General features: G+C 58.0%; 20 protein-coding genes. 10 read left to right on the top strand and 10 right to left on the bottom strand.

Annotated features, from left to right (window positions below; all coding sequences use genetic code 11):
• Position 1: 1 nt before the first annotated feature.
• A complete protein-coding gene (locus I9185_RS01250; RefSeq protein WP_210092157.1) occupies positions 2 to 2,002 on the top strand; it encodes a capsular polysaccharide biosynthesis protein in 2,001 nt (666 codons plus the stop codon).
• 2 nt (positions 2,003 to 2,004) lie between these two features.
• Here the strand turns inward: I9185_RS01250 and ribD are convergent, their stop codons facing one another.
• From ribD to I9185_RS01230, 4 genes are all read right to left on the bottom strand, one after another.
• Positions 2,005 to 3,105 (bottom strand): bifunctional diaminohydroxyphosphoribosylaminopyrimidine deaminase/5-amino-6-(5-phosphoribosylamino)uracil reductase RibD, encoded by a 1,101-nt coding sequence (gene ribD, locus I9185_RS01245; protein WP_210092156.1) that lies wholly within the window; start codon positions 3,103 to 3,105, stop codon positions 2,005 to 2,007.
• Positions 3,102 to 3,572 carry a transcriptional regulator NrdR gene (gene nrdR, locus I9185_RS01240; RefSeq protein ID WP_117869416.1) on the bottom strand — a complete coding sequence of 157 codons (471 nt, stop codon included), beginning with the start codon at positions 3,570 to 3,572 and terminating at the stop codon, positions 3,102 to 3,104. The genes ribD and nrdR overlap by 4 nt, the downstream gene beginning before the upstream one ends.
• 120 nt (positions 3,573 to 3,692) lie before the next feature.
• Positions 3,693 to 4,106, bottom strand: coding sequence for a secondary thiamine-phosphate synthase enzyme YjbQ (locus I9185_RS01235; RefSeq protein WP_171206899.1), 414 nt, complete (start codon positions 4,104 to 4,106; stop codon positions 3,693 to 3,695).
• Between the two features lie 21 nt (positions 4,107 to 4,127).
• Complete coding sequence (locus tag I9185_RS01230; RefSeq protein ID WP_171633427.1) at positions 4,128 to 4,532, bottom strand: hypothetical protein; 405 nt, start codon at positions 4,530 to 4,532, stop codon at positions 4,128 to 4,130.
• A 459-nt stretch (positions 4,533 to 4,991) separates the two neighbouring features.
• Here I9185_RS01230 and I9185_RS01225 point away from each other — a divergent pair, with 459 nt between their 5' ends.
• Positions 4,992 to 6,032 carry an AraC family transcriptional regulator gene (locus tag I9185_RS01225; RefSeq protein WP_171723526.1) on the top strand — a complete coding sequence of 347 codons (1,041 nt, stop codon included), beginning with the start codon at positions 4,992 to 4,994 and terminating at the stop codon, positions 6,030 to 6,032.
• Between the two features lie 161 nt (positions 6,033 to 6,193).
• Here the strand turns inward: I9185_RS01225 and rpoD are convergent, their stop codons facing one another.
• From rpoD to I9185_RS01205, 4 genes are all read right to left on the bottom strand, one after another.
• Entirely contained in the window at positions 6,194 to 8,182 is a 1,989-nt protein-coding gene (gene rpoD / locus I9185_RS01220; RefSeq protein ID WP_171633431.1) for an RNA polymerase sigma factor RpoD, read from the bottom strand.
• A 113-nt stretch (positions 8,183 to 8,295) separates the two neighbouring features.
• Positions 8,296 to 10,242: a DNA primase gene (dnaG, locus tag I9185_RS01215; protein ID WP_210092155.1), complete on the bottom strand. Its 1,947-nt coding sequence runs from the start codon at positions 10,240 to 10,242 to the stop codon at positions 8,296 to 8,298.
• A gap of 80 nt (positions 10,243 to 10,322) precedes the next feature.
• Positions 10,323 to 10,619 (bottom strand): hypothetical protein, encoded by a 297-nt coding sequence (locus I9185_RS01210; RefSeq protein WP_152457544.1) that lies wholly within the window; start codon positions 10,617 to 10,619, stop codon positions 10,323 to 10,325.
• Positions 10,620 to 10,738: 119 nt separating this feature from the next.
• Entirely contained in the window at positions 10,739 to 12,169 is a 1,431-nt protein-coding gene (locus I9185_RS01205) for a Glu/Leu/Phe/Val dehydrogenase (protein WP_171723528.1), read from the bottom strand.
• Between the two features lie 335 nt (positions 12,170 to 12,504).
• Here I9185_RS01205 and I9185_RS01200 point away from each other — a divergent pair, with 335 nt between their 5' ends.
• From I9185_RS01200 to I9185_RS01190, 3 genes are read left to right on the top strand one after another with little or no spacing between them, the layout of a single operon-like run.
• Entirely contained in the window at positions 12,505 to 14,142 is a 1,638-nt protein-coding gene (locus I9185_RS01200) for a TadE/TadG family type IV pilus assembly protein (RefSeq protein WP_209833493.1), read from the top strand.
• Positions 14,139 to 14,669 (top strand): TadE/TadG family type IV pilus assembly protein, encoded by a 531-nt coding sequence (locus tag I9185_RS01195; RefSeq protein ID WP_171723530.1) that lies wholly within the window; start codon positions 14,139 to 14,141, stop codon positions 14,667 to 14,669. Before I9185_RS01200 ends, I9185_RS01195 begins: the two co-directional genes overlap by 4 nt.
• A 4-nt stretch (positions 14,670 to 14,673) precedes the next feature.
• Positions 14,674 to 15,270, top strand: a complete 597-nt coding sequence (locus I9185_RS01190) for a pilus assembly protein (RefSeq protein WP_171633443.1) — start codon at positions 14,674 to 14,676, stop codon at positions 15,268 to 15,270.
• Here I9185_RS01190 and I9185_RS01185 read toward each other — a convergent pair.
• Positions 15,232 to 15,711, bottom strand: a complete 480-nt coding sequence (locus tag I9185_RS01185; RefSeq protein ID WP_171723532.1) for a hypothetical protein — start codon at positions 15,709 to 15,711, stop codon at positions 15,232 to 15,234. The genes I9185_RS01190 and I9185_RS01185 overlap by 39 nt on opposite strands.
• Positions 15,712 to 15,868: 157 nt before the next feature.
• On the opposite strand from I9185_RS01185, the gene I9185_RS01180 reads away from it, so the two are divergent.
• Positions 15,869 to 16,780 carry a pirin family protein gene (locus I9185_RS01180; protein ID WP_209833495.1) on the top strand — a complete coding sequence of 304 codons (912 nt, stop codon included), beginning with the start codon at positions 15,869 to 15,871 and terminating at the stop codon, positions 16,778 to 16,780.
• 21 nt (positions 16,781 to 16,801) lie between these two features.
• On the opposite strand, the gene I9185_RS01175 is transcribed toward I9185_RS01180, so the two are convergent.
• Positions 16,802 to 17,389, bottom strand: coding sequence for a TetR/AcrR family transcriptional regulator (locus tag I9185_RS01175; RefSeq protein ID WP_171633449.1), 588 nt, complete (start codon positions 17,387 to 17,389; stop codon positions 16,802 to 16,804).
• Positions 17,390 to 17,491: 102 nt separating this feature from the next.
• On the opposite strand from I9185_RS01175, the gene I9185_RS01170 reads away from it, so the two are divergent.
• From I9185_RS01170 to recJ, 4 genes are all read left to right on the top strand, one after another.
• Positions 17,492 to 17,740, top strand: a complete 249-nt coding sequence (locus tag I9185_RS01170) for a hypothetical protein (protein ID WP_171170524.1) — start codon at positions 17,492 to 17,494, stop codon at positions 17,738 to 17,740.
• Positions 17,741 to 17,867: 127 nt separating this feature from the next.
• Complete coding sequence (locus I9185_RS01165; RefSeq protein ID WP_171633452.1) at positions 17,868 to 19,154, top strand: homoserine dehydrogenase; 1,287 nt, start codon at positions 17,868 to 17,870, stop codon at positions 19,152 to 19,154.
• A gap of 69 nt (positions 19,155 to 19,223) precedes the next feature.
• Positions 19,224 to 20,207 (top strand): class II fructose-bisphosphatase, encoded by a 984-nt coding sequence (glpX, locus tag I9185_RS01160; RefSeq protein WP_171633455.1) that lies wholly within the window; start codon positions 19,224 to 19,226, stop codon positions 20,205 to 20,207.
• Positions 20,208 to 20,300: 93 nt separating this feature from the next.
• Positions 20,301 to 22,043 carry a single-stranded-DNA-specific exonuclease RecJ gene (gene recJ, locus I9185_RS01155; RefSeq protein WP_210092154.1) on the top strand — a complete coding sequence of 581 codons (1,743 nt, stop codon included), beginning with the start codon at positions 20,301 to 20,303 and terminating at the stop codon, positions 22,041 to 22,043.
• Positions 22,044 to 22,127 lie beyond the last annotated feature (84 nt).

Here is a 22,127-nt window from a genome sequence, read left to right as displayed (position 1 = left end):
CATGGTAGCCGATCCGGACAGCGCAGCCGGGGCCGAGCGCACCCGGCTGTTCGTCTACAACGGCGGGTTTCTTACGCAAAAACGCCTGAGACGGATTCTGACGCTTGCCGGATATGACATTCGTCTGGGTCTTCCCAAGGATGGCGATTGCGTGGGCATTTGGGGCAACAGCCCGACCGCGTATCGGGGCCTGCGCATCGCCGAAAAACACCGCGCCCCGGTTCTGCGGGTCGAGGATGCCTTTCTCAGGTCTCTGCACCCGGGGCGCGCCGGTGAACCGCCCTTGGGTCTTTTGCTGGATCGTTCGGGCCCGCATTTCGATGCAGCCGCACCTTCGGACCTTGAGAAGCTGCTGAACACCGATCCCTTGGACGACACCGCGCTGCTGAACCGCGCACGTGCCGCGATGGAGCGGGTCAGGGAATTGCACCTCAGCAAGTATTCCGCGTTTGACCCCGATCTTGCCGCACCTGACCCCGGTTATGTACTGGTCATCGATCAGACGGTTGGCGATGCCGCCGTCTCGGCAAGCGGTGCCGATCGTGCCCGTTTTCTTGAAATGCTTGTGGTCGCGCAGGAGGAAAACCCAGGCGCGCGCATTCTGATCAAGACACATCCAGAAACGATGGCAGGTCATCGTCAGGGGCATTTCACCGATCAGGACCTGTCAGACCGGGTCACGTGGTTTGACAAGCCCATCAGCCCCTGGCCCCTGCTCGAGGGCGCCGTTGCGGTTTATACCGTTTCCTCGCAGCTGGGCTTTGAAGCAATCCTGGCCGGTCACAAACCGCGCGTTTTCGGTCAACCGTTCTATGCCGGGTGGGGCCTGACGCAGGATGAATTCCCAGTCCAGCGCCGTCAGCGCAACCTGACCCGCGCGCAACTGTTCGCGGCCGCGATGCTGCTTTACCCGACCTGGTACGACCCCTTTCGCGATCAGCTGTGCGAACTGGAAACGGTTCTGGACATTTTGGAGGCGCAGACCCGCGCATGGCGGCAGGACAGGCAAGGTTGGACGGCCGCCGGTATGCGCCTGTGGAAACGCAGGCACATGCAGCAGATTTTCGGGCGGCATGGCACGTTGCGCTTTACGGCCACACAACCTGATGCCTCGGATCGCCCCCACATGGTCTGGGCCAGTCAGGCGCGCGACAGCGAAGGGGCCGTTCGTGTGGAAGACGGTTTTTTGCGTTCCCGCGGACTGGGGGCGGCGCTTGTTCCGCCCCTATCCCTGGTAACCGACGAAGTCGGTATCTACTATGACCCCACAAAGCCCAGCCAGTTGGAAAACCTGATCAGCGAGCGTGCAACTTTGCGCCCGGATCAGGAATTGCGCGCTGAACGGCTTGTTGAGAGATTGCTGGCCGATGGTTTGAGCAAATACAACACGGGCCAATCCGCGCCGGTTCTGCCCCATGGGCACCGAATTCTGGTGCCCGGACAGGTTGAAGATGACGCCTCGATCCTGCTGGGCACCAACACGGTGCGCAGCAATCTGGGCCTGCTGCAAACAGCGCGCGAGGCCAACCCCGAAGCTATCCTGATCTACAAACCGCACCCTGATGTCGAAGCTGGGTTGCGGGATGGCCAGATAGACGCAGAGTCAATTGCGGACCTTGTCGTGACCCGAACTGACCCTGCCTCGCTGCTGACGCAGGTGGACGAGGTGTGGACGATGACATCGCTATTGGGGTTCGAGGCATTGTTGCGCGGGGTGAAGGTCACGACTCTGGGCGCGCCCTTCTATGCGGGATGGGGCCTGACCACCGATCTGGATACCGTCCCCGTCAGGCGAGGTGCACGGCCGTCGCTGATGGGCTTGGTACACGCCACCTTGATTGACTATCCACGCTATTTCGATCCGATCACCAGACGACCCTGCCCTGTCGAAGTGGCTGTTGAACGTTTGGCGCTGGGGTATTCGGCACCGTCCGGTCCGTTCAACCGGTTTCTGTCAAAGCTTCAGGGCGCGTTCGCAACGCACGCTCATCTTTGGCGTTGACGTTATTCCGACGCTCTGCGCCAACGATGTAATACATCCCCGCCGACCGCCTGCGTCTCGATCAATTCGAATCTGGGGGCGGCCTCCAGCGTTTCCAGACCTAGTGTCCCGACCGCGGCCAGGCCTTCGGCCCCGATGGTTAAGCCGGCAGTGAACCCGATCAGCTCGTCCACCAGATCTTCGGCCAACAGCGAGGCCCCAAGCGCGGCACCGCCTTCGCAGAAGACACTGGTCAAACCGGCCTGACCCAGTTGCTGAAGCAGATCCACCGCGTCGATATGGTGATCTTTCAACGCACAGGGGATCAGCTTTGCTCCCAATCCCTCCCACGCCTGTGCACGTTCGGCATCCGGGTGATGCGCATGGCAGAGCCAGACAGGTATCTTTGAGGCTGTGCGCGCCAGCTGCCCCATCAGAGAAATATCCATATGGCGGGACACCACGACGCGGACGGGTTGATGCTCAACGCCAAGATCCCGCACGGTCAGCGAGGGGTCGTCGGCGCGCGCCGTCCCTGCCCCGACCATCACCGCATCGTGACGTGCACGCATGGCATGGACCACACGACGTGCCTGCGGTCCGGTGATCCATTGGCTGTGCCCTGTCGAGGTTGCGATGCGCCCGTCAAAACTGCTGGCCATCTTCAGCGTCACAAAAGGCCGGCCTTGTTCAGTCTTGAGGAAAAAGCCTTCCAGATCCCGTTCTGCCTGTTCCGCAAGAACGCCAGTTACAACGTCAATTCCCGCCTCGCGCAACATGGCAAAACCCTGCCCGGCCACGCGCGGATCGCTGTCTTCGACAGCGGCCACAACACGGGATACTCCTGCCGCAATCAAGGCCTCGGCGCAGGGCGGCGTTTTGCCGTGATGGGCACAGGGTTCCAGCGTTACATAGGCGGTCGCACCACGCGCACCCTGCCCGGCCTGAGCCAAGGCTTCGGTCTCGGCATGAGGGCGGCCACCCGGCTGTGTCCAGCCCCGCCCGATGATCCGGTCATCACGAACGATGACACACCCCACAGCGGGGTTCGGCCAGCACATCCCCTGACCGCGCCGCCCCAAAGACAGGGCAAGCGCCATGAATCGCTTATCTGTTTCGTTCACTCGTCAGTCGAAGGCTGCGGCGGGCGCAGTTCGTGGACGAACTCCTCGAAATCATCGGCCGCCTGGAAATTCTTGTACACACTCGCAAAGCGAACATAGGCGACAGTGTCGATCCGCGCCAGAGCTTCCATAACGATCTCACCGATCTTGTTGGACGGGATATCCGTGTCGCCCATGCTTTCCAGACGGCGCACGATGCCCGAAATCATCTGATCGATCCGTTCGGGATCAACGGGGCGTTTCTGCATCGAGATGCGGATCGAACGCTCCAGCTTGTCGCGATCGAAATCTTCGCGTTTACCATTGGTCTTTATGACAACCAGATCACGCAGTTGCACACGTTCGTAGGTCGTGAACCGTCCGCCACAGGCCGGACAGAACCGGCGTCGGCGGATTGCCACGTGGTCCTCTGCCGGGCGTGAATCTTTCACCTGAGTGTCGATATTTCCGCAAAACGGGCAGCGCATCCGCCGTCTCCTCGTCCCATGTTCGGCCTCTTTTTGTAAGCGCTGCGGCTTACTTATCCACAACTATAGGGCAGCCGCTAGGGTTTGGGTAGTCGGAAATTCAAACCGCTAAATAGTGGGTCAGGCCAGATACGCCGCAACCTTCCTTTGATGCGGCGCAGTGCGGTGTTCAAACAGGTAAATCCCTTGCCATGTTCCCAGAACGGGTCGTCCCTGCGACACCGGGATCGTCAACGAAACCGGCAAGAGCGCGGCCTTGATATGCGCAGGCATATCGTCCGGGCCTTCGTAGGTGTGCCGCAGATACGACATGGCGGGGTTGTCTGACGGTGGAACCAGCCGTTCAAAGAACGCCTGAAGATCTGTTTGAACTTCGGGGTCCGCGTTTTCCTGGATCAGCAATGAGCAGGAAGTGTGGCGAACGAACAGGGTCAAGACCCCATCTTTCGCCACCCGTTCAAGCCATTGCAGAACGTCGGACGTGAATTCGTAAAGCCCCGGTCCATGGGTGTGCAAAACGAACTCGGTCTGCATCGTGACTATCCTGCGGGTTGGTCAGTCGTTGAAGAACGGTCGATAATTACACCGTGCATTCGCACCTTGTACAGATTCACTGTTGCCAGGCTGAAACCCGAACGAGACAAAGCTGCTTGGTTGTGCATCGACCGTTTGAGGCGGCTTGATGGAAAACTGAACCGCTGTTCTGCGACCGGTTGTGACACTGGGCCCGTATCCTCGCAACACGTAAATCCGGTCCGTCCAGCCCGACCCCAAGGTTCGACGTGCATAATCCGCGGCGGCGCACCAATAGCCTTCGGCGCGCATGTCGCCGCGGGGGATGACCTCAAAATCAGTGGCGTTTATGGGTTCCGTTCGAAACCCGTTCCGCGCAGCGTCTGCTGTCAATGGAACACTGAAGGCCAAGGCTGCCAACGCGGCGAAAGTGTATGACTGTTTCATGGTAATTTCTTCCCTGATTGCTTGTTCCAAATTGTGACCTCTGAATAGGTTAGTCGAACTTCACTGCGCGCACAGGGTGCCTCACGATCAATTCAGCCTGCCTGGTACATAGCGTGATCCGGTGTGAGCCAGCCTTGACGGCGGATCAGCAGGCGCAAGCCCGGCGTCGCAGAACAACGCGTTACTTGCAGGAAAAAGAGCGTGCCGGGGAGCCCTGAGCAGAGATTGGTGATTTCTCCGAGGCTCTGACCTCATCCCCATGAAGGTCCCGACCCGGCAACAAAGCTGATTTGGACAGCCGCGCGCTACACTTCATGCGCGTTCCGGTCAAAACCTTTCGAGAACTTGCCAACAAGTAGTACTCAAGTGCAAAATCCTTTCTGCCAAAAGCCAAAGTCAACAAAGGGATTTCCCTGATAAACTGTTAATGTATTTGAGAACGTAAGGTGTTGTACCACGATGGATGTAGATATCGACCGACTACATTTTTTGATCCAGGCGCTGGATCGCCACGCCGGCAACAGCGAAGTATCCCAGCGGGTATTGCAACAGACCGGGCTGTGTCAGCAGGATATCGCGCCCCCTGCCGCAGTCTACAGCGCACATAAAGAGGCCCTGTTCATCCGGCACGCCTGTGACGCCGTTGGTGACATCACATTTGCGGCGCGCACTGGGCTCGAGGTCACGTCGGCCTCGACCGTAACAGGGTATATCAGTAAATACTCACGCGATTTGAGGCAGGTGATGGAAAACCTGTCCCGTTTTCATGGCATCATCGATCCGGCCATCGGGCTCAGCTTTCGTGTTGCCGGCAACTTCGCGGCCCTTGAGGCCGATTGGAAAGACGCCAGCTTTGCCCGCTATCATCGGCGCACGGAATTCCTGTTGTTCGCTGCGCTGGCCAGGATGAGAAACCTCACGCAGGTGAAGTTGCACCCGATCGAGATGCGCTTTCAGCACAAAGTTGGAAGCCACGCCAAAACCTACGAAAAGCTGGCAGGCTGCCCGGTGGTTTTCAACGCTGAAAAAATCGAGATCATTCTGCCGCTATCTGCGCTGGAATTGAAAGTGCCGACCTATGATCCAAAGCTGCGTGAGCATTTGCTGGAATACGGTGAACGTCTGCTGGCCGAAAAACCCCCCCCCAAGCACAAGACCCGCGCCCGTGTCGAAGGTCTGATCACCCGATCCCTGCCCGGCGCAATCCTGCAAGCCGAAGATGCGGCGGCTGATCTGGGGATGAGCCTCAGAACCTTCAGTCGACGCCTCAAGGATGAAGGCACAAGCTATCGCGATATTGTGGACGATCTAAGATGTGATCTGGCCCAGACTTTCATCACAAATGGCATGACTCTGTCTGAAATCTCATACGCGCTGGGGTATGCCGATCAGGCTGCTTTTTCGACCGCCTTCAAACGGTGGACAGGTCAGCCGCCCAGCGCCTTCAAGACCCGAGTGGAACATCCCATTCGGACAGCTGGCCGGGGGTCATCAGCCTGAAAAACCTCGCCCCGGCCTGTCCCATGAGTGGACAAGACCGATATAGAAAGGCACACCGCCACGGCCTTGTGCTATCGCGCCAACGTGATGCGAGAACCAGCCAATGTGAACAAAAAAAGGCGCCTCTGACGGGGCGCCTTTGTTCTGATAGATCTTTGTTCTTATTGATCCAGGAAAGACCGGAGTTTTCGTGAACGGCTGGGATGCTTCAGCTTCCGCAGCGCCTTGGCCTCGATCTGACGAATCCGTTCGCGGGTCACGCTGAACTGTTGGCCGACTTCTTCCAAAGTATGGTCGGTGTTCATACCGATGCCAAAACGCATCCGCAGAACCCGTTCTTCGCGCGGGGTGAGCGAGGCCAGAACCCTTGTGGTGGTTTCCTTGAGGTTTTCCTGAATGGCGCTGTCCAGGGGCAGCACGGCATTCTTGTCCTCGATGAAATCGCCCAGTTGGCTGTCTTCCTCGTCGCCGATGGGTGTTTCCAGAGAAATCGGCTCTTTGGCGATCTTCATCACCTTGCGCACCTTCTCGAGCGGCATCTGCAGCTTTTCGGCCAGTTCTTCCGGCGTCGGCTCACGGCCGATTTCATGCAGCATCTGACGGCCCGTGCGCACCAGCTTGTTGATCGTTTCGATCATGTGAACCGGAATACGGATCGTGCGGGCCTGATCCGCGATCGAGCGGGTGATCGCCTGGCGGATCCACCAGGTCGCATAGGTCGAGAACTTATAGCCACGACGGTATTCGAACTTGTCCACCGCCTTCATCAGGCCGATGTTGCCTTCCTGAATAAGATCAAGGAATTGCAGGCCACGGTTGGTGTACTTTTTGGCGATCGAGATCACCAGGCGCAGGTTGGCTTCGACCATTTCCTTCTTGGCCTGCCGCGCCTCTTTCTCGCCCTTCTGAACCTGCTGCACAATACGGCGGAATTCCGAGATATCCAGACCGACATACTGGCCGACCTGAGCCATGTCGTTGCGCAGCTCTTCGACCTTCGCGGTCGAGCGTTCGATGAACATCTGCCATCCCCGGCCCGGCTTTTCGGCCATCTCGGCCAGCCAGTTCGGATCCAGTTCACGGCCCCGATACGCTTCGATGAACTCACGGCGGTTGATGCGTGCCTGATCGGCCAGCTTGACCATCGCGCTGTCCAGAGACATGACGCGGCGGTTGATGCCATAAAGCTGGTCGATCAGCGCCTCGATCCGGTTGTTGTGCAGGTGAAGGCCATTCACCAGTTCGACGATCTCAGCCCGCAGTTTCTGATAGGTTTCTTCATCCTTTTCACTGAACGTACCGTCTTCGTTCAGCGTGGCCGAAATCCGGCTGTCCTGCATTTCAGAAAGCATCGAGAAGTCGGTCGAGATACGCTCCAACGTGGTCAAGACCTGATCCTTCAGCGCCGCTTCCATCGCGGCCAGCGACATGTTGGCCTGATCGTCGTCATCGTCATCGTCATCGTTGTTCAGCGGGTTGCCATCCGCATCCAGCTCGGGGCCGGTATCCTTGGCTGGCTTGTTCGCCTGCACGGCCGAGGTATCGACGACCGGCTCTTCAACGTCACCGTCTTCGTCCAACTGGTTTCCGAACGTGGTTTCCAGATCAATGACGTCCCGCAAAAGAATGTCTTCGGACAACAATTCGTCATGCCAGATTGTGATCGCCTGAAAGGTCAGCGGGCTTTCACACAGGCCCGCAATCATCGTATTGCGACCGGCTTCGATCCGCTTGGCGATTGCGATCTCACCCTCGCGGCTCAGCAGTTCGACCGACCCCATCTCACGCAGATACATGCGCACAGGGTCGTCGGTGCGATCCAGCTTTTCTGTACCGGAACCGGCCAGTGCAACCTCACGGTTGCTTTCCGCGGCAACCAGTTCGGTCGATCCTTTGTTCTCTTCTTCTTCGGCCTCTTCATCTTCGATGATGTTGATGCCCATCTCGGACAGCATCGACATTACGTCTTCGATCTGTTCCGAACTGACCTGATCAGGCGGCAAGACCTGATTGAGCTGGTCGTAGGTAATGTAACCTTTCTCGCGAGCCTCGGCGATCATCTTCTTGACGTTCGCCTGGCTCATGTCCAGCGAGATTTCCTGTTCCTGCTCGTCGGATTTGCGGTCTTCGTTCGTATCCTTGGCGGCCATTCAATGCTCCTGCAGGGATGGGTGATTCGTCTCAGCCGAATCATTAGCGCGTATAAGTGATTCGGCCACCCGTTTACCCGTTTTTCTTTTCCAGTGCCTTACGAAAACACCACTTATCGGCGTTTCCGCTCGAATTTGATGCCAGACATGATCGCCGCAAACGCGTCTTTCTCGTCACGATTGATTCGCGCCCCATTGTCAGCAATGTCGAAAACGGCCCTATCCTCGTTCTGGCTTCGACTCGTGCGGTTGCGCTCTTCGGCGGCTTGCGCCAGCCGATATGTCAGCGCCTCATCGGCCAGATCAGACAACTCTTCTGCCGCTTCGGCAATCTCGGCATCCAACCCCCGGAGCGCTTTGATCTTTGCGAGTTCCTCGGCCAGTGTCATCTCGGCCTTTTCAACGTCGCCTGGCTTGGACACACAGGGGATGACTGCCACATGGCGAAGGGTCAGCAGGTTTTCAAGGGCGTCAGGCCCCATTGATGCGATAATGTGGTCTTTCAGGTTGTCCGGGTCATCAATTGCGTGACGCAGGACAGCATCGCGCAATGCCGCATAGTCAGGATTGTGACATTCCATTTCTTCCAACTGTTGCTCAAATTGGACAACAACCTTGGGATTCAGAATTGAGATCGCCAGAATAGCGGCTTCGCGCAGCTGGATATCCGCGTTTTCCGATGAGGCCAGAAACGAACTGCGCGCGCCCGGCGTCGCGGTCTGCTGCGGCTGCCATTTTCCCCGCGGTTGCCACGGACGGTTTTGAGGTTGTCGTCGCGGGCGGAACAGTTGCCAGCGCAGGTCTTTGATTTCCTGACCGTAATGCAAGCGGATCGAGGGATCTTGGATCAGCTTGATCTTGTCCCGCAGTGCCTTGTCCAGTGCTGCCTTGCGTTCCGGGCTGTCGAATACCTTTCCTTCGGTTTCGCGCTGCCACAACAGTTTGACCATCGGTATGGCCCCTTCCAGAACGGCCTGAACGGCGCCCGGGCCTTCTGTGCGCAACAGATCGTCCGGGTCCTTGCCTTCGGGCATCAAGGCAAAACGCAAGGATTTTCCGGCCTCCAGCAGCGGCAGTGCCAGATCAACCGCCCGCATGGCCGCCCGCAGACCCGCGGCATCCCCGTCTAGTGCAATGATCGGTTCATCCGCGATCCGCCAGAGCAGGAGCAACTGATGTTCAGTAATGGCCGTTCCCAAAGGTGCAACCGACGCGCTAAACCCCGCCTCGGCCAGCGCGATCACGTCCATATACCCTTCGGCAACGATCAGCGGCTGCCCTTTGCCCGCCGCCTGCCGCGCCGGACCTTGATTGTAAAGGCTGCGCCCCTTGTCGAACAACTCGGTCTCGGGCGAGTTAAGGTATTTCGCGTTGTCATTCGGATCCATCGCGCGGCCACCGAATGCAATGCAGCGCCCACGCGGATCCCGGATCGGGAACATGATCCGGTTGCGGAAGGTGTCATAGGGTTTTTTGCCTTTGTTTGAAGGCTTGGCCAGCCCGGCGCCAAGGATCAGTTCCTTTGGGATGCTCTTGCCGCGCAGGTGATCCCAAAGCGCCTGCCAACTGTCCGGCGCAAACCCGATCTCCCACCGATCCAGCGCGCTTTGATCCAAACCCCGGCGCGACAGGTAATCCCGTGCCTCTGCCCCCGCCGCTGTTTTCAGCTGCAAGCGGAAAAACTGCACCGCCTGTTCCATCACATCGGCAAGTTGACTGCGGCGATCCTGCTTTTCCTGTGCTTTCGGATCCCGCGCAGGCATCGGCATGCCAGCCTCTCGGGCGAGGATTTCAACCGCTTCGATGAACGAAACATTTTCCGTTTCTTTCACAAAGCTGATCGCGTCGCCCTTGGCGTGACAGCCGAAGCAGTAATAAAACCCCTTCTGATCATCGACATGGAATGAGGCCGTCTTTTCGTGATGAAACGGGCAAGGCGCCCACATGTCACCTTTGCCTTGATTGGATTTGCGCTGATCCCACATCACCTTGCGTCCGACGACCTGAGACAGGCTCAGGCGGGTGCGCAGTTCATCCAGAAATCCGGGGGGCAGTGACATTTGTCAAACCTGACAGAAACAGGAACGCGCGCCAAGGGGATGGCGCGCGTTTGTCCACAGGGAAATGTCCGGGCTGTGGATTATTGCTGCAAACACAACTCAAGCCAAGCAGCGCCCAGATCCTTTTTGCGCACATCGCGCATCTTTTGTTCATAGACCCACGGCGTGATCAACGGAATCGCGGCATTGTAGTTCTCGGGCCATGTCGGGCCACTATCCGCCACGGCTTGCGCCACATCGCGTTCTTTCACGCGGTCCAGCCGCGCCTTTTGGATCGCGGCCACCACATCCGCCTGATACTTGCAGCTTTGTTCCTTAGTTTCCTGAGCGGCCAAAGGGGTGGCCAGCAGAGCCGCGACAATGGCTATACGCAACATGGAGGTCTCCGGGATTCGTTTCTCTGAGTGTCTACTATCCGTCAAACTAACGGGCCGCCATCGACATTCAAGCCGCGGCGTGTACCGGCGGGGCGAAATGATCACCCCGCCCGCCTGCTTTACAGCCCCTTGGCGCGATAGCTTTTGGCCACGCGGTCGATCGCCACGATATAGGCCGCAGTACGCAGGTCTTCGACATCGTCGCGGCTGTGCCACACTTCACGCATCGACTGATAAGCGATACGCATCGTGTCATCGAGGCCCGAGCGCACCAGTTCAAGCTCATCGGCACCCTTGAGGTATTTTGCCTTGAAGTCCGGAGACATCGACCACGCGTCACCCAGATAACGGTCCAGCCGCTCCAGTTCGCTGACGATCAATTCATGTCGCGCCTCTTCCTGCCGGCGCTGCATCCGGCCGAAACGAATGTGGCTTAGGTTCTTGACCCATTCAAAATAAGACACCGTCACACCACCCGCGTTGGCATACATATCCGGGATGATAACGGTGCCTTTCTTGCGAAGAATCTCATCCGCGCCAGCGGTGACCGGGCCATTCGCTGCCTCGATGATCAAAGGTGCCTTGATCCGCTCGGCGTTGGAAAGGTTGATGACACCCTCAAGGGCAGCCGGGATCAGAATGTCGCACTCAGCCTCCAGAACGCTTGCACCTTCCGCTGAATGAGTCGCGTCCGGATAATCCTTGACGCCGCCATGCTTGACGATCCACTGGCGGACGGCTTCGACGTCGATACCATCCGGGTTAAAAAGAGCTCCGTCCCATTCGATGATACCCACAATGCGCGAACCGTCTTCCTCGCTCAGAAACTTCGCGGCGTGATACCCCACGTTGCCGAGCCCCTGCACCACAACACGCTTGCCGTCCAGCTTGCCCGACAGGCCGGCCGTCTTGACGTCTTCGGGGTGACGGAAAAATTCACGCAGAGCGTATTGAATGCCGCGTCCGGTCGCTTCGACCCGCCCGGCGATGCCACCTGCGTTCAATGGCTTGCCGGTCACACAGGCCCGTGCATTGATGTCGGTGGTGTTCATCCGCGCGTATTGGTCCGCCATCCAGGCCATCTCGCGTTCGCCCGTTCCCATGTCGGGCGCCGGAACGTTCTGCGACGGGTTGATCAGATCCCGCTTGGCAAGTTCATAGGCAAAGCGGCGCGTGATCTGTTCCAGTTCGTGTTCTTCGTATTTCCGCGGATCAATGCAAAGACCGCCTTTCGATCCGCCAAAAGGCGTTTCGACGAGGGCGCATTTGTACGTCATCAACGCAGCCAGCGCTTCGACCTCATCCTGATTCACCGCAGTGGCATAGCGAATGCCGCCTTTGACCGGCTCCATATGTTCGGAATGGACAGACCTGTACCCGGTGAAGGTGTGGATCTCACCGCGCAGACGCACACCGAACCGAACTGTGTAGGTCGCGTTGCAAACCCGGATTTTCTGCTCCAGCCCCGGCGGCAGTTCCATCAGGGCGGCCGCCCTGTTGAACATCAGGTCAACACTCTGGCGAAAGCTTGGTTCTTGGATGCCGGTCATAAAATCCTCCGTACCGCTGGATGACGAAACGTCATGACGTTTTGTCGCACCACTCAAGTCTGGCTGCAATCAAACAATGCACTTTTTTTCATCACCTACCTAACACAGACTTGAGTTTCTGATGGTGAGTCGCCCAATCCGGTCAATCGCTTAACGGATTGTTTTCATTTCATCGACAGACCATGGGAAAACGTGAAAATTATACCCCCTGAGCACCCAAAAAGGCCAAAACCAAGCCTTTTTCGCCCAATTCACGCCACGTTTGAAAATTAACTTTGTCCCAAATCTCTTTTTCTTTGACGCACGAATTCGACGTGTGAAGCGGAGTAACCAGAATGCTGAATTCCTTGCTTTGTAACGACGGCTCGAAACCGAAGCGCAAAACGTTCAAATTAGAGCAGTTCGCTCGCAACGAAGATGGCGCCTTCACTATTTTCGTATTGTTTATGGTGGTCTTGATGCTGGCGATTACCGGCATGGCCATGGATGTCATGAAATATGAACGCGACCGTGCCAGCCTGCAATCCACACTGGATCGCGCTGTGCTTGCCGCCGCGGACCTCGACCAGGACCTTCCCGCCAAGGCGGTCGTCGATTCTTACATGGACAAGGCCGGGCTGGGCAATTTGAACGCCATTACGACGGTTGTTGAAGGTTTCGGCTCCAAAAAAGTAAGTGCTACAGCCGAAGCCGTTGTTCCAACCCGCTATCTGAGGTTCGGCAAAGTCACCGAACTGGGTCTCGTTGCGACCAGTGCAGCTGAAGAATCCATTGGCGCCGTTGAAATCTCATTGATTCTCGACATCTCCGGCTCAATGTCGCGCTCGTCTGCCACACCATCGAAGACAAAAATCGCAGTTTTGAGAGAAGCTGCGTCAGAATTTGTCAGGCTCATGCTGGACAAACCGAACGAAACGCAGATTTCAATCTCGATTGTTCCTTACGCAACGCAGGTCAACGCAGGAGCATCGATTCTGGACAAGTTCACGAATGTCACCCAAGAACACAGCTATTCGCACTGCGTAAACTTCATTCCAGAACAGTACAGCGATTCTGATCTGGAACGGGATGACACCCTCGAACGCACCGCGCACTTCGATCCTTTCACCTATTCTGAAGGGACTATCGACCTGCCCGTTTGTCCGGTCCGCGCAGGAAGTGCGATCACCCCTGTCACCGACAATATGAACAAACTGCTTGCCCAGATTGCGTCCCTCACCCCAGGTGGGAACACATCGATCGACATCGGGATGAAGTGGGGTACTGCCCTGCTGGATCCGAGCATGCGCGGAATTGTTCGCGACCTGTCGCTGGAACAGGATCCGTCCCATGCAGGTACAACAATTGTGCCATCAAAATTCTCGGTCCGTCCCTCGGACTATGGCACCGACGTTCTGAAGATCGCCATTGTTATGACCGATGGTCAGAACACCGATCAATACATGCTTAACCCATCGCTGCGCGAAGGTATGTCAGACGTCTGGTACAACCCGGAAGCTGATGAATACACCGTGTACCATTCTCAGGGTCGTCCGAATTTTTTCTGGCCTCAGCAAGACGTTTGGGCGGATCATCCCTACGGAAACCCGGAACCTGAGACGCAGCTGAACGAAGAACCTGGAACAGCCGTTAGGTTGTCATATCCTGAACTGTTTAACCGAGTATCTTTGGCATGGAACGCACGGTACAACTATTACTGGCAGTCCAGCGGTTGGGCGGAATGGTATTCAAAGGCCTACGCGAAAGTTGAAACGTCGGCCAAGAACCAGCGCACCAAGCATATTTGTGATGCGGCCAAAGACCAGGGTATCATTGTTTACGGCATCGCTTTCGAAGCGCCCAGAAGCGGGTACAGGACCCTCAAAGACTGTGCCAGCTCTGACAGCCACGTCTATGACGTAAGTGGCCTGAACCTTGAGAAAGCCTTTGAATCCATCGCATCGTCGATCCGCAAACTGAGGCTAACCCAATGATCAGCGGAAAGCTGTCGCAACTCCGCCTGTTTCGGCAATCCGAGGCAGGGAATGCGACAATCGAGTTCATCATGCTCGTACCCTTCTTCCTGGCGCTTCTCGTGGCAGGAGCCGAACTGTCCATCATCACAATGCGGCATGCTGCTTTGGAGCGTGGGGTGGACCTGATCGTAAGGGATATTCGGCTGGGTACGGGTACGGACTGGAATCACGACGTGATCAGGGATCGGATTTGCGAAGTGTCCGGAATCAAGGATTGTACAGGGAATTTGCGACTACAAATGGTCAAGCAGGACGCGTTCGCTGGTATCGTGCTTTCAGACAGCATCCCCTGCACGGACAGTTCCGAAGATCCCAAGCCGGTTTTGGATTTCAAAAGCGGCCAATCCAATGAGTTGATGATCCTGCGAGCCTGCCTGCGCATAGATCCGGTTCTTGAGACCTCAGCCATTGCCAAGCTTGTCCCGGACGCTACCGGCCACTATGCGGTGACCGCAACAACGGCATTCGTACAGGAGCCAGAGTAAGATCATGTCTGTACTCCAATATCTGAAAAATCGCGTCAAAGTCTTCAAGAAAGACGAAAGCGGCATACTGACCGTTGAAGCCCTCATGATTTTTCCATTGATGTTATGGACGATCACGTTCACGTTCACTGCATTCGAGGGGTTTCGTCAAAGCGCCTCCAATCTGAAGGCAGCTTATACGATCAGCGATCTGATTTCGCGTGAAACGCGGGCCGTGACCGATGTGTATATCGACTCGCTGCACGATTTGGCAGGCAAGATGGTCAACAACCGGTCAGATGTGAAGATGCGTATTTCTCTGATTATTTACGATGAGGACGATGATCGCCACTACGTTCGCTGGTCGACCGTACGCGGCTTTGATCAGGAATGGGATGACAACAGGATCGATGAAATCGAAGACCGCCTGCCACCGATGCCCAATCAGGACACCGTTATTCTAGTTGAAACGTCCAATGAATACATCCCCACGTTCAGACCGGGCTGGGATTTTGCGACAGGTATCACCTTTGAGAACTTCATCTTTACCCGTCCCCGCTTTACAAACGAAGTTGCTTGTAACTTAACTCAGACCCCGTTCGTCTGCACAAATAGCGGATAGAATTTCGGACATGAACTTGGCCTCGGCGGCAGATGTCATGCCGCCCACGCCAACCCGGCGACCGATCCGCCACCACAAGCCGGGGGCCCATTGGTTCGTATCTTTGAGCTTGGTGCGAACCAGAAAACCGTTTGACGGCTTGAACGCAAACACACCGCGATCCACCGATTCAATATCAGCCACCTTCGCGATCAATCGGCCTGACCCGGTACGCAATTCCGACTGTGTCAGTTCAATATGGTCCTGGGTCGCGTGCCATACACGATAGGCCAGCCAAAGCGACGCGCCCCCTACAGCAAAAAGAAATACTTGCCACGCCGGTTCGGGCGGCGATGCCAAAGCGACGTATGTGACCAACATCCCAACCGTCGACAGCATCCCTACTCCGATCCACCGTCTGGGGGATGATGCCTGAATCGTTGCCAGCACTTCGTCCTGCATGGATGTCTCCTGTCCGTTCCGCTTCGACTTAGCGATTTTCCGGGGGAAACAACAGGGCTTTGGTTGCGCAGCAAATTTGCACAGCTCCGGTTAATTGACGCTGATTGACCGCATTCACGCAGGGGTTACATGCTGATCAAACGAACCGGAGGCGAATATGTCCCTTAGACCCACACTTGAAACACGCAGGGCCACCCCGACGATGGAAGGGGCTGGCGTGAAACTTCACCGCGCATTCGGGTTTCAGGACCCGTCCGAACTTGATCCATTCCTGTTGTTCGACGATTTCAGGAACGAACGCCCGCAGGACTATCAGGCCGGTTTTCCCTGGCATCCGCATCGCGGAATCGAGACGATCACCTATGTTCTGGCCGGATCGGTCGAGCACTCGGATTCGCTGGGCAACACCGGCACTTTGGGCGCGGGCGACGTGCAGTGGATGACGGCGGGGTCCGGAATCCTGCATCAGGAAATGCCGCAGGGAAACACCTCGGGGCAGATGCACGGGTTTCAGCTTTGGGGCAACCTGCCTTCGGATCAGAAGATGACTGCCCCGCGCTATCAGGATGTTCAAAGCAAGGATATCCCCGAAGTCACTGATGACGACGGCACCACCGTTCGAGTGATTGTAGGAGAGTTCTGGGGCAAAACCGGCCCCGTGGACGGCATCGCGGCAGATCCGCAATATCTGGACATCTCGGTTCCCGCGGGTGTGAAGAAGACCTTCCGCATCGACACGTATCGCCGAGCCTTTGCCTATGTCTTTCAAGGTCAGGCAGCCTTTGCAGATGCGTCACGCCCGTCCGGTGTGCTGTTGGAAAAAGAGGTCGCCGGGCAAGAGGTGAATATCAGGGATATGTCGGGCGACCGCACGCTTGTCCGTTTCGGGACGGGGGACGAAATCACCGTTCAGGCTGGCCCCGAAGGCGTGCGATTTCTGTTGATCTCGGGGGCTCCGATCAATGAGCCCGTCGCATGGCACGGGCCTATTGTGATGAACACGCGGGCCGAACTGGAACAAGCCTTTCGGGAGTTGCGTAACGGGACCTTCATTCGCCCTGCGCACTGACACAGTGACGGTCTGGCCCTGTCAGGCCGTTACTGCCTTATGCACCATGTTCCAATAAATCTGTTCGACCTCGTCCAGTGACAGTCGCCCTCCGGACCTGTACCAGGTCATCACACCGTTCAACATGGCAATCACCGCCAGCGTGGCGATCTTGGTGTCCGGTATCGCAAACTGACCAGCCTTCTGGCCAGAGTGAAGGATGTCTTCCAACGCGTTTTCATACTGACGCCGAAGATCTTCGATTTCGGCGAAGTTTTCGGGTGAGAGGTTGCGCAGTTCCATATAGGCGATGAACACCTCGTCCGGGCGTTGCAGGTGGAAACGTATGTGAAAACCGACAAATCGGCGCAACGCTTGCTGGCAGTCATCGCAGCGCTCCAGCGCGTTGAGCGCCGAAAGCAGATCCTGCATATGCTCTCGCATCAACCGATACAGCAAACTCTGCTTGTCCGGCGTGTAATTGTATAGCGCCCCCGCCTGAACGCCGACCTCTTTCGCGATCTGCCGCATCGAAACCGCCGCATAACCGTGGCGGGCAAACAGGTTCAGGGCCGCCTTTCGAATGCGCGGGCCTGTGATATCAGAGTGGGAGCCTTGAGTACGTGCCATCCGCCCACAGTATCTGAACAAATGTTCATATAGAACCCCGCTTGATCGGCGCCGGCAAAAGGTGCATCACGAAAGGACGAACGAAACCGAAAAGCGTGCCACATGAAACTGCTGCCTGTTCTGCCTATTATTCTTGTGTTTGCCGGGTGTTCAGACTTTCCCGAACTTGAAGGCAGTGAACCGGCCTCGGTCAAATCGGCCCCCTACCCGCGTCTTATTCCGGTGCAGGAAACGTTGGGGCCTTCGATTGATCCCGTCAGCCAGGCCGCAGAGGTGGAAGAAGACCTGACGCAGCGCAGCGAGGCGCTGGCGAAAAAGGCTCAGGCGTTGCAAAACGCGCAAACCAACTGAAGCGTGACATTTGACCTCGACAATCCCCCGGTGACGGATTGCACCCTTGGCCTGAACCCGATAAGGCAGCGCTGATCGGGCAGGCGTCCGAATTCAGACAAGTTTCGAGCGGAAAGGAACCCACGACATGACACAGGCACTGCGGCTGGGAATTGCGGGCTTGGGAACTGTCGGCGTGGGTGTCGTCAAGATTGTTCGCCGCCATGCAGATTTGCTGAAGGCGCGCACGGGCCGGTCGATTGAAATCGTGGCCGTATCGGCGCGGGATCCGAACAAGGACCGCGGTGTGAACCTGTCGGATTATGCCTGGGAAACCGACCCGGTTGCGCTGGCGAAACGTGACGATATCGATGTCTATGTCGAACTGATGGGCGGTGAAAACGGTCCGGCCAAGGCCTCGGTCGAAGCCGCGCTGGCCAGCGGCAAAGACGTCGTGACCGCCAACAAGGCATTGCTGGCCATTCACGGGCAGGAACTGGCCGAACAGGCCGAAGCTGCTGGCCGCGTCATCCGGTTTGAGGCCGCAGTCGCGGGCGGTATCCCCGTCATCAAATCCCTGACCGAGGGGCTGGCCGGAAACGAGATCACACGCGTGATGGGCGTGATGAACGGTACCTGCAACTACATTCTGACCCGGATGCAATCGCAGCGTCAGGGCTATAACGCCCTTTTCGATGAATGTGCAGAACTTGGGTATCTTGAGGCCGACCCCAATCTGGATGTCGGTGGCATCGACGCCGCGCACAAACTGGCTTTGCTGGCCTCGATCGCTTTTGGCACCAAGCCGAATTTTGACGGGATTGAGATCGAAGGCATTCAGCAAATCAGCCTCGACGATATCGACCAGGCCGAGGATATGGGCTTTCGCATCAAACTGCTGGGCGTGGCACAGCGCACCGCGCGCGGGCTGGAACAACGCATGCAGCCTTGCCTTGTGCCCAGCGACTCGCCCTTGGGGCAATTGGAAGGCGGCACCAACATGGTGGTGATCGAAGGCGACGCGGTTGAACAGGTTGTTCTGCGCGGCCCCGGTGCGGGTGAAGGCCCGACGGCCAGCGCCGTGATGGGCGACGTGTGCGATCTGGCACGCGGGCTGCAAATCCCGACCTTTGGCCGACCGGCCAAATCGCTTGAGGCTGCGGCGCCCGCCGTCACGGGCCTGCCAGCGCCTTATTATCTGCGGCTGGGTCTGCTGGATAAACCGGGCGCACTGGCCAAGGTTGCAGCCATTCTGGGCGATGCCGGTGTTTCCATAGACAGGATGCGCCAGTACGCCCATGCCGAAAGCACGGCGCCTGTGCTGATCGTTACCCACAAAACCACCCGCGCCGCGCTGGACGTTGCGCTGGACGGGTTCCTGGAAACGGATGTGGTTGCCGGTGCCCCCGTCGCGTTGCGGATTGAAGAGGTTTGAACTTGCGACCTGTATGAAACGCAAGCTATGCCGATAGAAACGGCTTAAATGACCAGAGGATACATGACAATGAGTGCTGCCAAAACCGATTTCAACGACCGCCTGCTGTCTCTGGGGCTGGCAAGGGTGGCGGAACAGGCTGCGCTGGCCTCGGCTTCGCTGGTGGGGCGTGGTGACGAGAAAGCCGCCGATCAGGCCGCCGTAAATGCGATGCGCGAACAGCTGAACCTGCTGGACATAGCTGGCGTCGTGGTGATCGGCGAAGGCGAACGCGACGAAGCTCCGATGCTTTATATTGGCGAAGAAGTCGGCACCGGAAACGGCCCCGGCGTGGACATCGCACTGGATCCGCTGGAAGGCACAACACTGACCGCAAAGGATATGCCCAACGCGCTGACCGTGATTGCCATGGGCCCGCGCGGCTCGATGCTGCATGCGCCCGACGTTTACATGGACAAGCTGGCTGTTGGTCCGGGCCTGCCCGAGGGTGTCGTCAATCTGGACATGTCTCCACGTGAACGGGTGGAAGCCTTGGCAAAGGCCAAGAACTGCAAGCCTGCGGACATCACCGTCTGCATTCTTGAACGCCCGCGTCACGAGGCGATGATCGCCGAAGTGCGCGAAACCGGAGCATCGATCCGCCTGATCACCGATGGTGACGTGGCAGGTGTCATGCATTGCGCAGAAAGCGAAGTGACCGGCATCGACATGTATATGGGCCAGGGTGGCGCCCCCGAAGGCGTGCTTGCCGCTGCCGCGCTGAAATGCATGGGCGGTCAGATCTTTGGTCGCCTGTTGTTCCGCAACGATGACGAGCGGGGCCGTGCTGCCAAGGCGGGCATCACCGATCTGGACCGGGTCTATTCGCGCGATGAAATGGTGACCGCGGATGTGATCTTTGCCGCAACGGGTGTAACCGGCGGCTCTCTGTTGCCGCGCATCAAGCGCGAGCCGGGTTGGGTGGAAACCACGACGTTGCTGATGCGTTCAAAGACCGGGTCCGTACGCCGCATGTCGTATCGCACCCCCACGTGGCCGCACGATAACGCCTAACGGCTTGCGCCGTTGCCTCCGGCGGGAGTATTTGGGAAAAGATGAAAAGGCCGGGTCCGAAAGGATCCGGCCTTGGTTCACAAGGGGCAGGCAATGGGTTTTCTTGGCGTAGAACAATCACTGACCGGGCGGCGCTGGGTTGGCCCGGAAGCCGAGCTGGAACGGGCTGCCGAGATGATGAAACAACAGACCGACCTGCCGCGTGCGGTATGTCAGGTTCTGGCCCGTCGTGGCGTGCCGGTCATGGAGGCGCGCGGCTTTCTGGAGCCCAAGCTCAAAGAGCTGCTGCCAGATCCCCGCGATATGAAGGACATGGAAACGGCGGCGGCGCGTTTTCTGGACGCCGTACGCCATCGCCAGAAAATCGCGGTGTTCGCGGATTACGATGTTGACGGCGGCTGTTCTGCCGCGCTGTTGCTGGTTTGGCTTCGGCAGATGGGGTTGCAGGCGACGCTTTATGTGCCGGATCGGATTGATGAGGGATATGGTCCGAATGTTCCGGCAATGCGGGAACTGGCAAGCAGCCACGACCTGATCATTTGCGTCGATTGCGGCACGCTCAGCCATGAACCGATTGCCGCAGCCACGGGGGCGGACGTGATTGTTCTGGATCACCACCTCGGCGGCGAAACCCTGCCGGATTGCGTTGCAGTCGTGAATCCCAACCGGCAGGATGAAAGCGGTGATCTGGGCTATTTCTGCGCGGCGGGTGTCGTGTTTCTGATGCTGGTCGAAGCAGGCCGCCAGCTGCGCGCGGCAGGCGCAAAGGGGCCTGACCTGATATCGATGCTGGATCTGGTGGCCCTGGCAACCGTAGCTGACGTGGCGCCTTTGATCGGTGCCAATCGCGCCCTGGTTCGACAAGGCCTGAAAGTGATGGCGCAAAGGCAACGCCCCGGACTTGTCGCGTTGTCCGATGTCTCGCGCATGGACACGGCGCCCAACAGCTATCACCTGGGTTTTCTGCTTGGCCCCCGCGTGAACGCAGGTGGTCGCATCGGGCAGGCCGATCTGGGCGCCCGCCTGCTGAACACGGATTCCCTGCACGAGGCACAGGCCCTGTCCGAACGTCTGGACGCGCTGAACACGGAACGCCGGGATATTGAAAACGCCGTGCGCGCTGCCGCGATGGAGCAGGCCGAGGGTCGCGGGCTCGACGCGCCCCTGGTCTGGGCCGCCGGTGAAGGCTGGCATCCGGGTGTGGTGGGCATCGTGGCGTCTCGTTTGAAGGAAACCGCCAACCGTCCGGCCATCGTGATCGGCTTTGACGGTGATGAGGGTAAAGGCTCGGGGCGTTCGGTCTCGGGCGTGGATCTGGGGGCGTCGATCCAGCGGCTCGCGGCCGAAGGGTTGCTGGTCAAGGGTGGCGGTCACAAGATGGCCGCTGGGCTAACCGTCATGCGCGACAAACTGGAACCCGCCATGGAACGCCTCAGCGAGCTGCTGGCAAAACAAGGCGCAGGTCAGGGCGGCCCTGCCGATATGAAGCTGGAAGGCGCCCTCATGCCGGGTGCCGCGACAGTGGACCTTGTCCAACAGATCGAACAGGCCGGACCGTTTGGCGCCGGAGCCCCTGCCCCGCGATACGCACTTCCGGATCTTCAGGTGCGTTTTGCCAAACGTGTCGGGGAAACGCACCTGAAGTTGTCATTATCCGATGGCATGGGTGGTGGGCTGGATGCGATTGCCTTTGGTGCCTTTGACGGTCCGATGGGCGAGAGACTGTCAAATCATGGTGGCGCACGCTTTCATTTTGCAGGCCGGCTTGAGGTGAACACCTGGGGCGGGCGGCAATCCGTGCAGCTCAGGCTCGAGGACGCGGCAGAGGCAAATTGACGTCTCGCTCGGACGGCATAAAAAACTTTCTCATCCCTGCGTTTTTCGGCTTGCGGGGGTCACGGTGAAACCGTAAAAGGCCCT

This window comes from Ruegeria sp. HKCCSP346 (assembly GCF_017872595.1).
Lineage (GTDB): Bacteria > Pseudomonadota > Alphaproteobacteria > Rhodobacterales > Rhodobacteraceae > Ruegeria.
This window is presented reverse-complemented; position numbering and strand designations above follow the sequence as displayed.

Bases quoted from the DNA above. Each gene is read 5' to 3' on its own strand.
- I9185_RS01250 (WP_210092157.1), top strand. From the start codon at position 2: ATGGTAGCCGATCCGGACAGCGCAGCCGGGGCCGAGCGCACCCGGCTG.
- nrdR (WP_117869416.1), bottom strand. From the start codon at position 3,572: ATGCGCTGCCCGTTTTGCGGAAATATCGACACTCAGGTGAAAGATTCA.
- I9185_RS01235 (WP_171206899.1), bottom strand. From the start codon at position 4,106: ATGCAGACCGAGTTCGTTTTGCACACCCATGGACCGGGGCTTTACGAA.
- I9185_RS01230 (WP_171633427.1), bottom strand. From the start codon at position 4,532: ATGAAACAGTCATACACTTTCGCCGCGTTGGCAGCCTTGGCCTTCAGT.
- I9185_RS01225 (WP_171723526.1), top strand. From the start codon at position 4,992: ATGGATGTAGATATCGACCGACTACATTTTTTGATCCAGGCGCTGGAT.
- rpoD (WP_171633431.1), bottom strand. From the start codon at position 8,182: ATGGCCGCCAAGGATACGAACGAAGACCGCAAATCCGACGAGCAGGAA.
- dnaG (WP_210092155.1), bottom strand. From the start codon at position 10,242: ATGTCACTGCCCCCCGGATTTCTGGATGAACTGCGCACCCGCCTGAGC.
- I9185_RS01210 (WP_152457544.1), bottom strand. From the start codon at position 10,619: ATGTTGCGTATAGCCATTGTCGCGGCTCTGCTGGCCACCCCTTTGGCC.
- I9185_RS01205 (WP_171723528.1), bottom strand. From the start codon at position 12,169: ATGACCGGCATCCAAGAACCAAGCTTTCGCCAGAGTGTTGACCTGATG.
- I9185_RS01200 (WP_209833493.1), top strand. From the start codon at position 12,505: ATGCTGAATTCCTTGCTTTGTAACGACGGCTCGAAACCGAAGCGCAAA.
- I9185_RS01195 (WP_171723530.1), top strand. From the start codon at position 14,139: ATGATCAGCGGAAAGCTGTCGCAACTCCGCCTGTTTCGGCAATCCGAG.
- I9185_RS01190 (WP_171633443.1), top strand. From the start codon at position 14,674: ATGTCTGTACTCCAATATCTGAAAAATCGCGTCAAAGTCTTCAAGAAA.
- I9185_RS01185 (WP_171723532.1), bottom strand. From the start codon at position 15,711: ATGCAGGACGAAGTGCTGGCAACGATTCAGGCATCATCCCCCAGACGG.
- I9185_RS01180 (WP_209833495.1), top strand. From the start codon at position 15,869: ATGTCCCTTAGACCCACACTTGAAACACGCAGGGCCACCCCGACGATG.
- I9185_RS01175 (WP_171633449.1), bottom strand. From the start codon at position 17,389: ATGGCACGTACTCAAGGCTCCCACTCTGATATCACAGGCCCGCGCATT.
- I9185_RS01170 (WP_171170524.1), top strand. From the start codon at position 17,492: ATGAAACTGCTGCCTGTTCTGCCTATTATTCTTGTGTTTGCCGGGTGT.
- I9185_RS01165 (WP_171633452.1), top strand. From the start codon at position 17,868: ATGACACAGGCACTGCGGCTGGGAATTGCGGGCTTGGGAACTGTCGGC.
- glpX (WP_171633455.1), top strand. From the start codon at position 19,224: ATGAGTGCTGCCAAAACCGATTTCAACGACCGCCTGCTGTCTCTGGGG.
- recJ (WP_210092154.1), top strand. From the start codon at position 20,301: ATGGGTTTTCTTGGCGTAGAACAATCACTGACCGGGCGGCGCTGGGTT.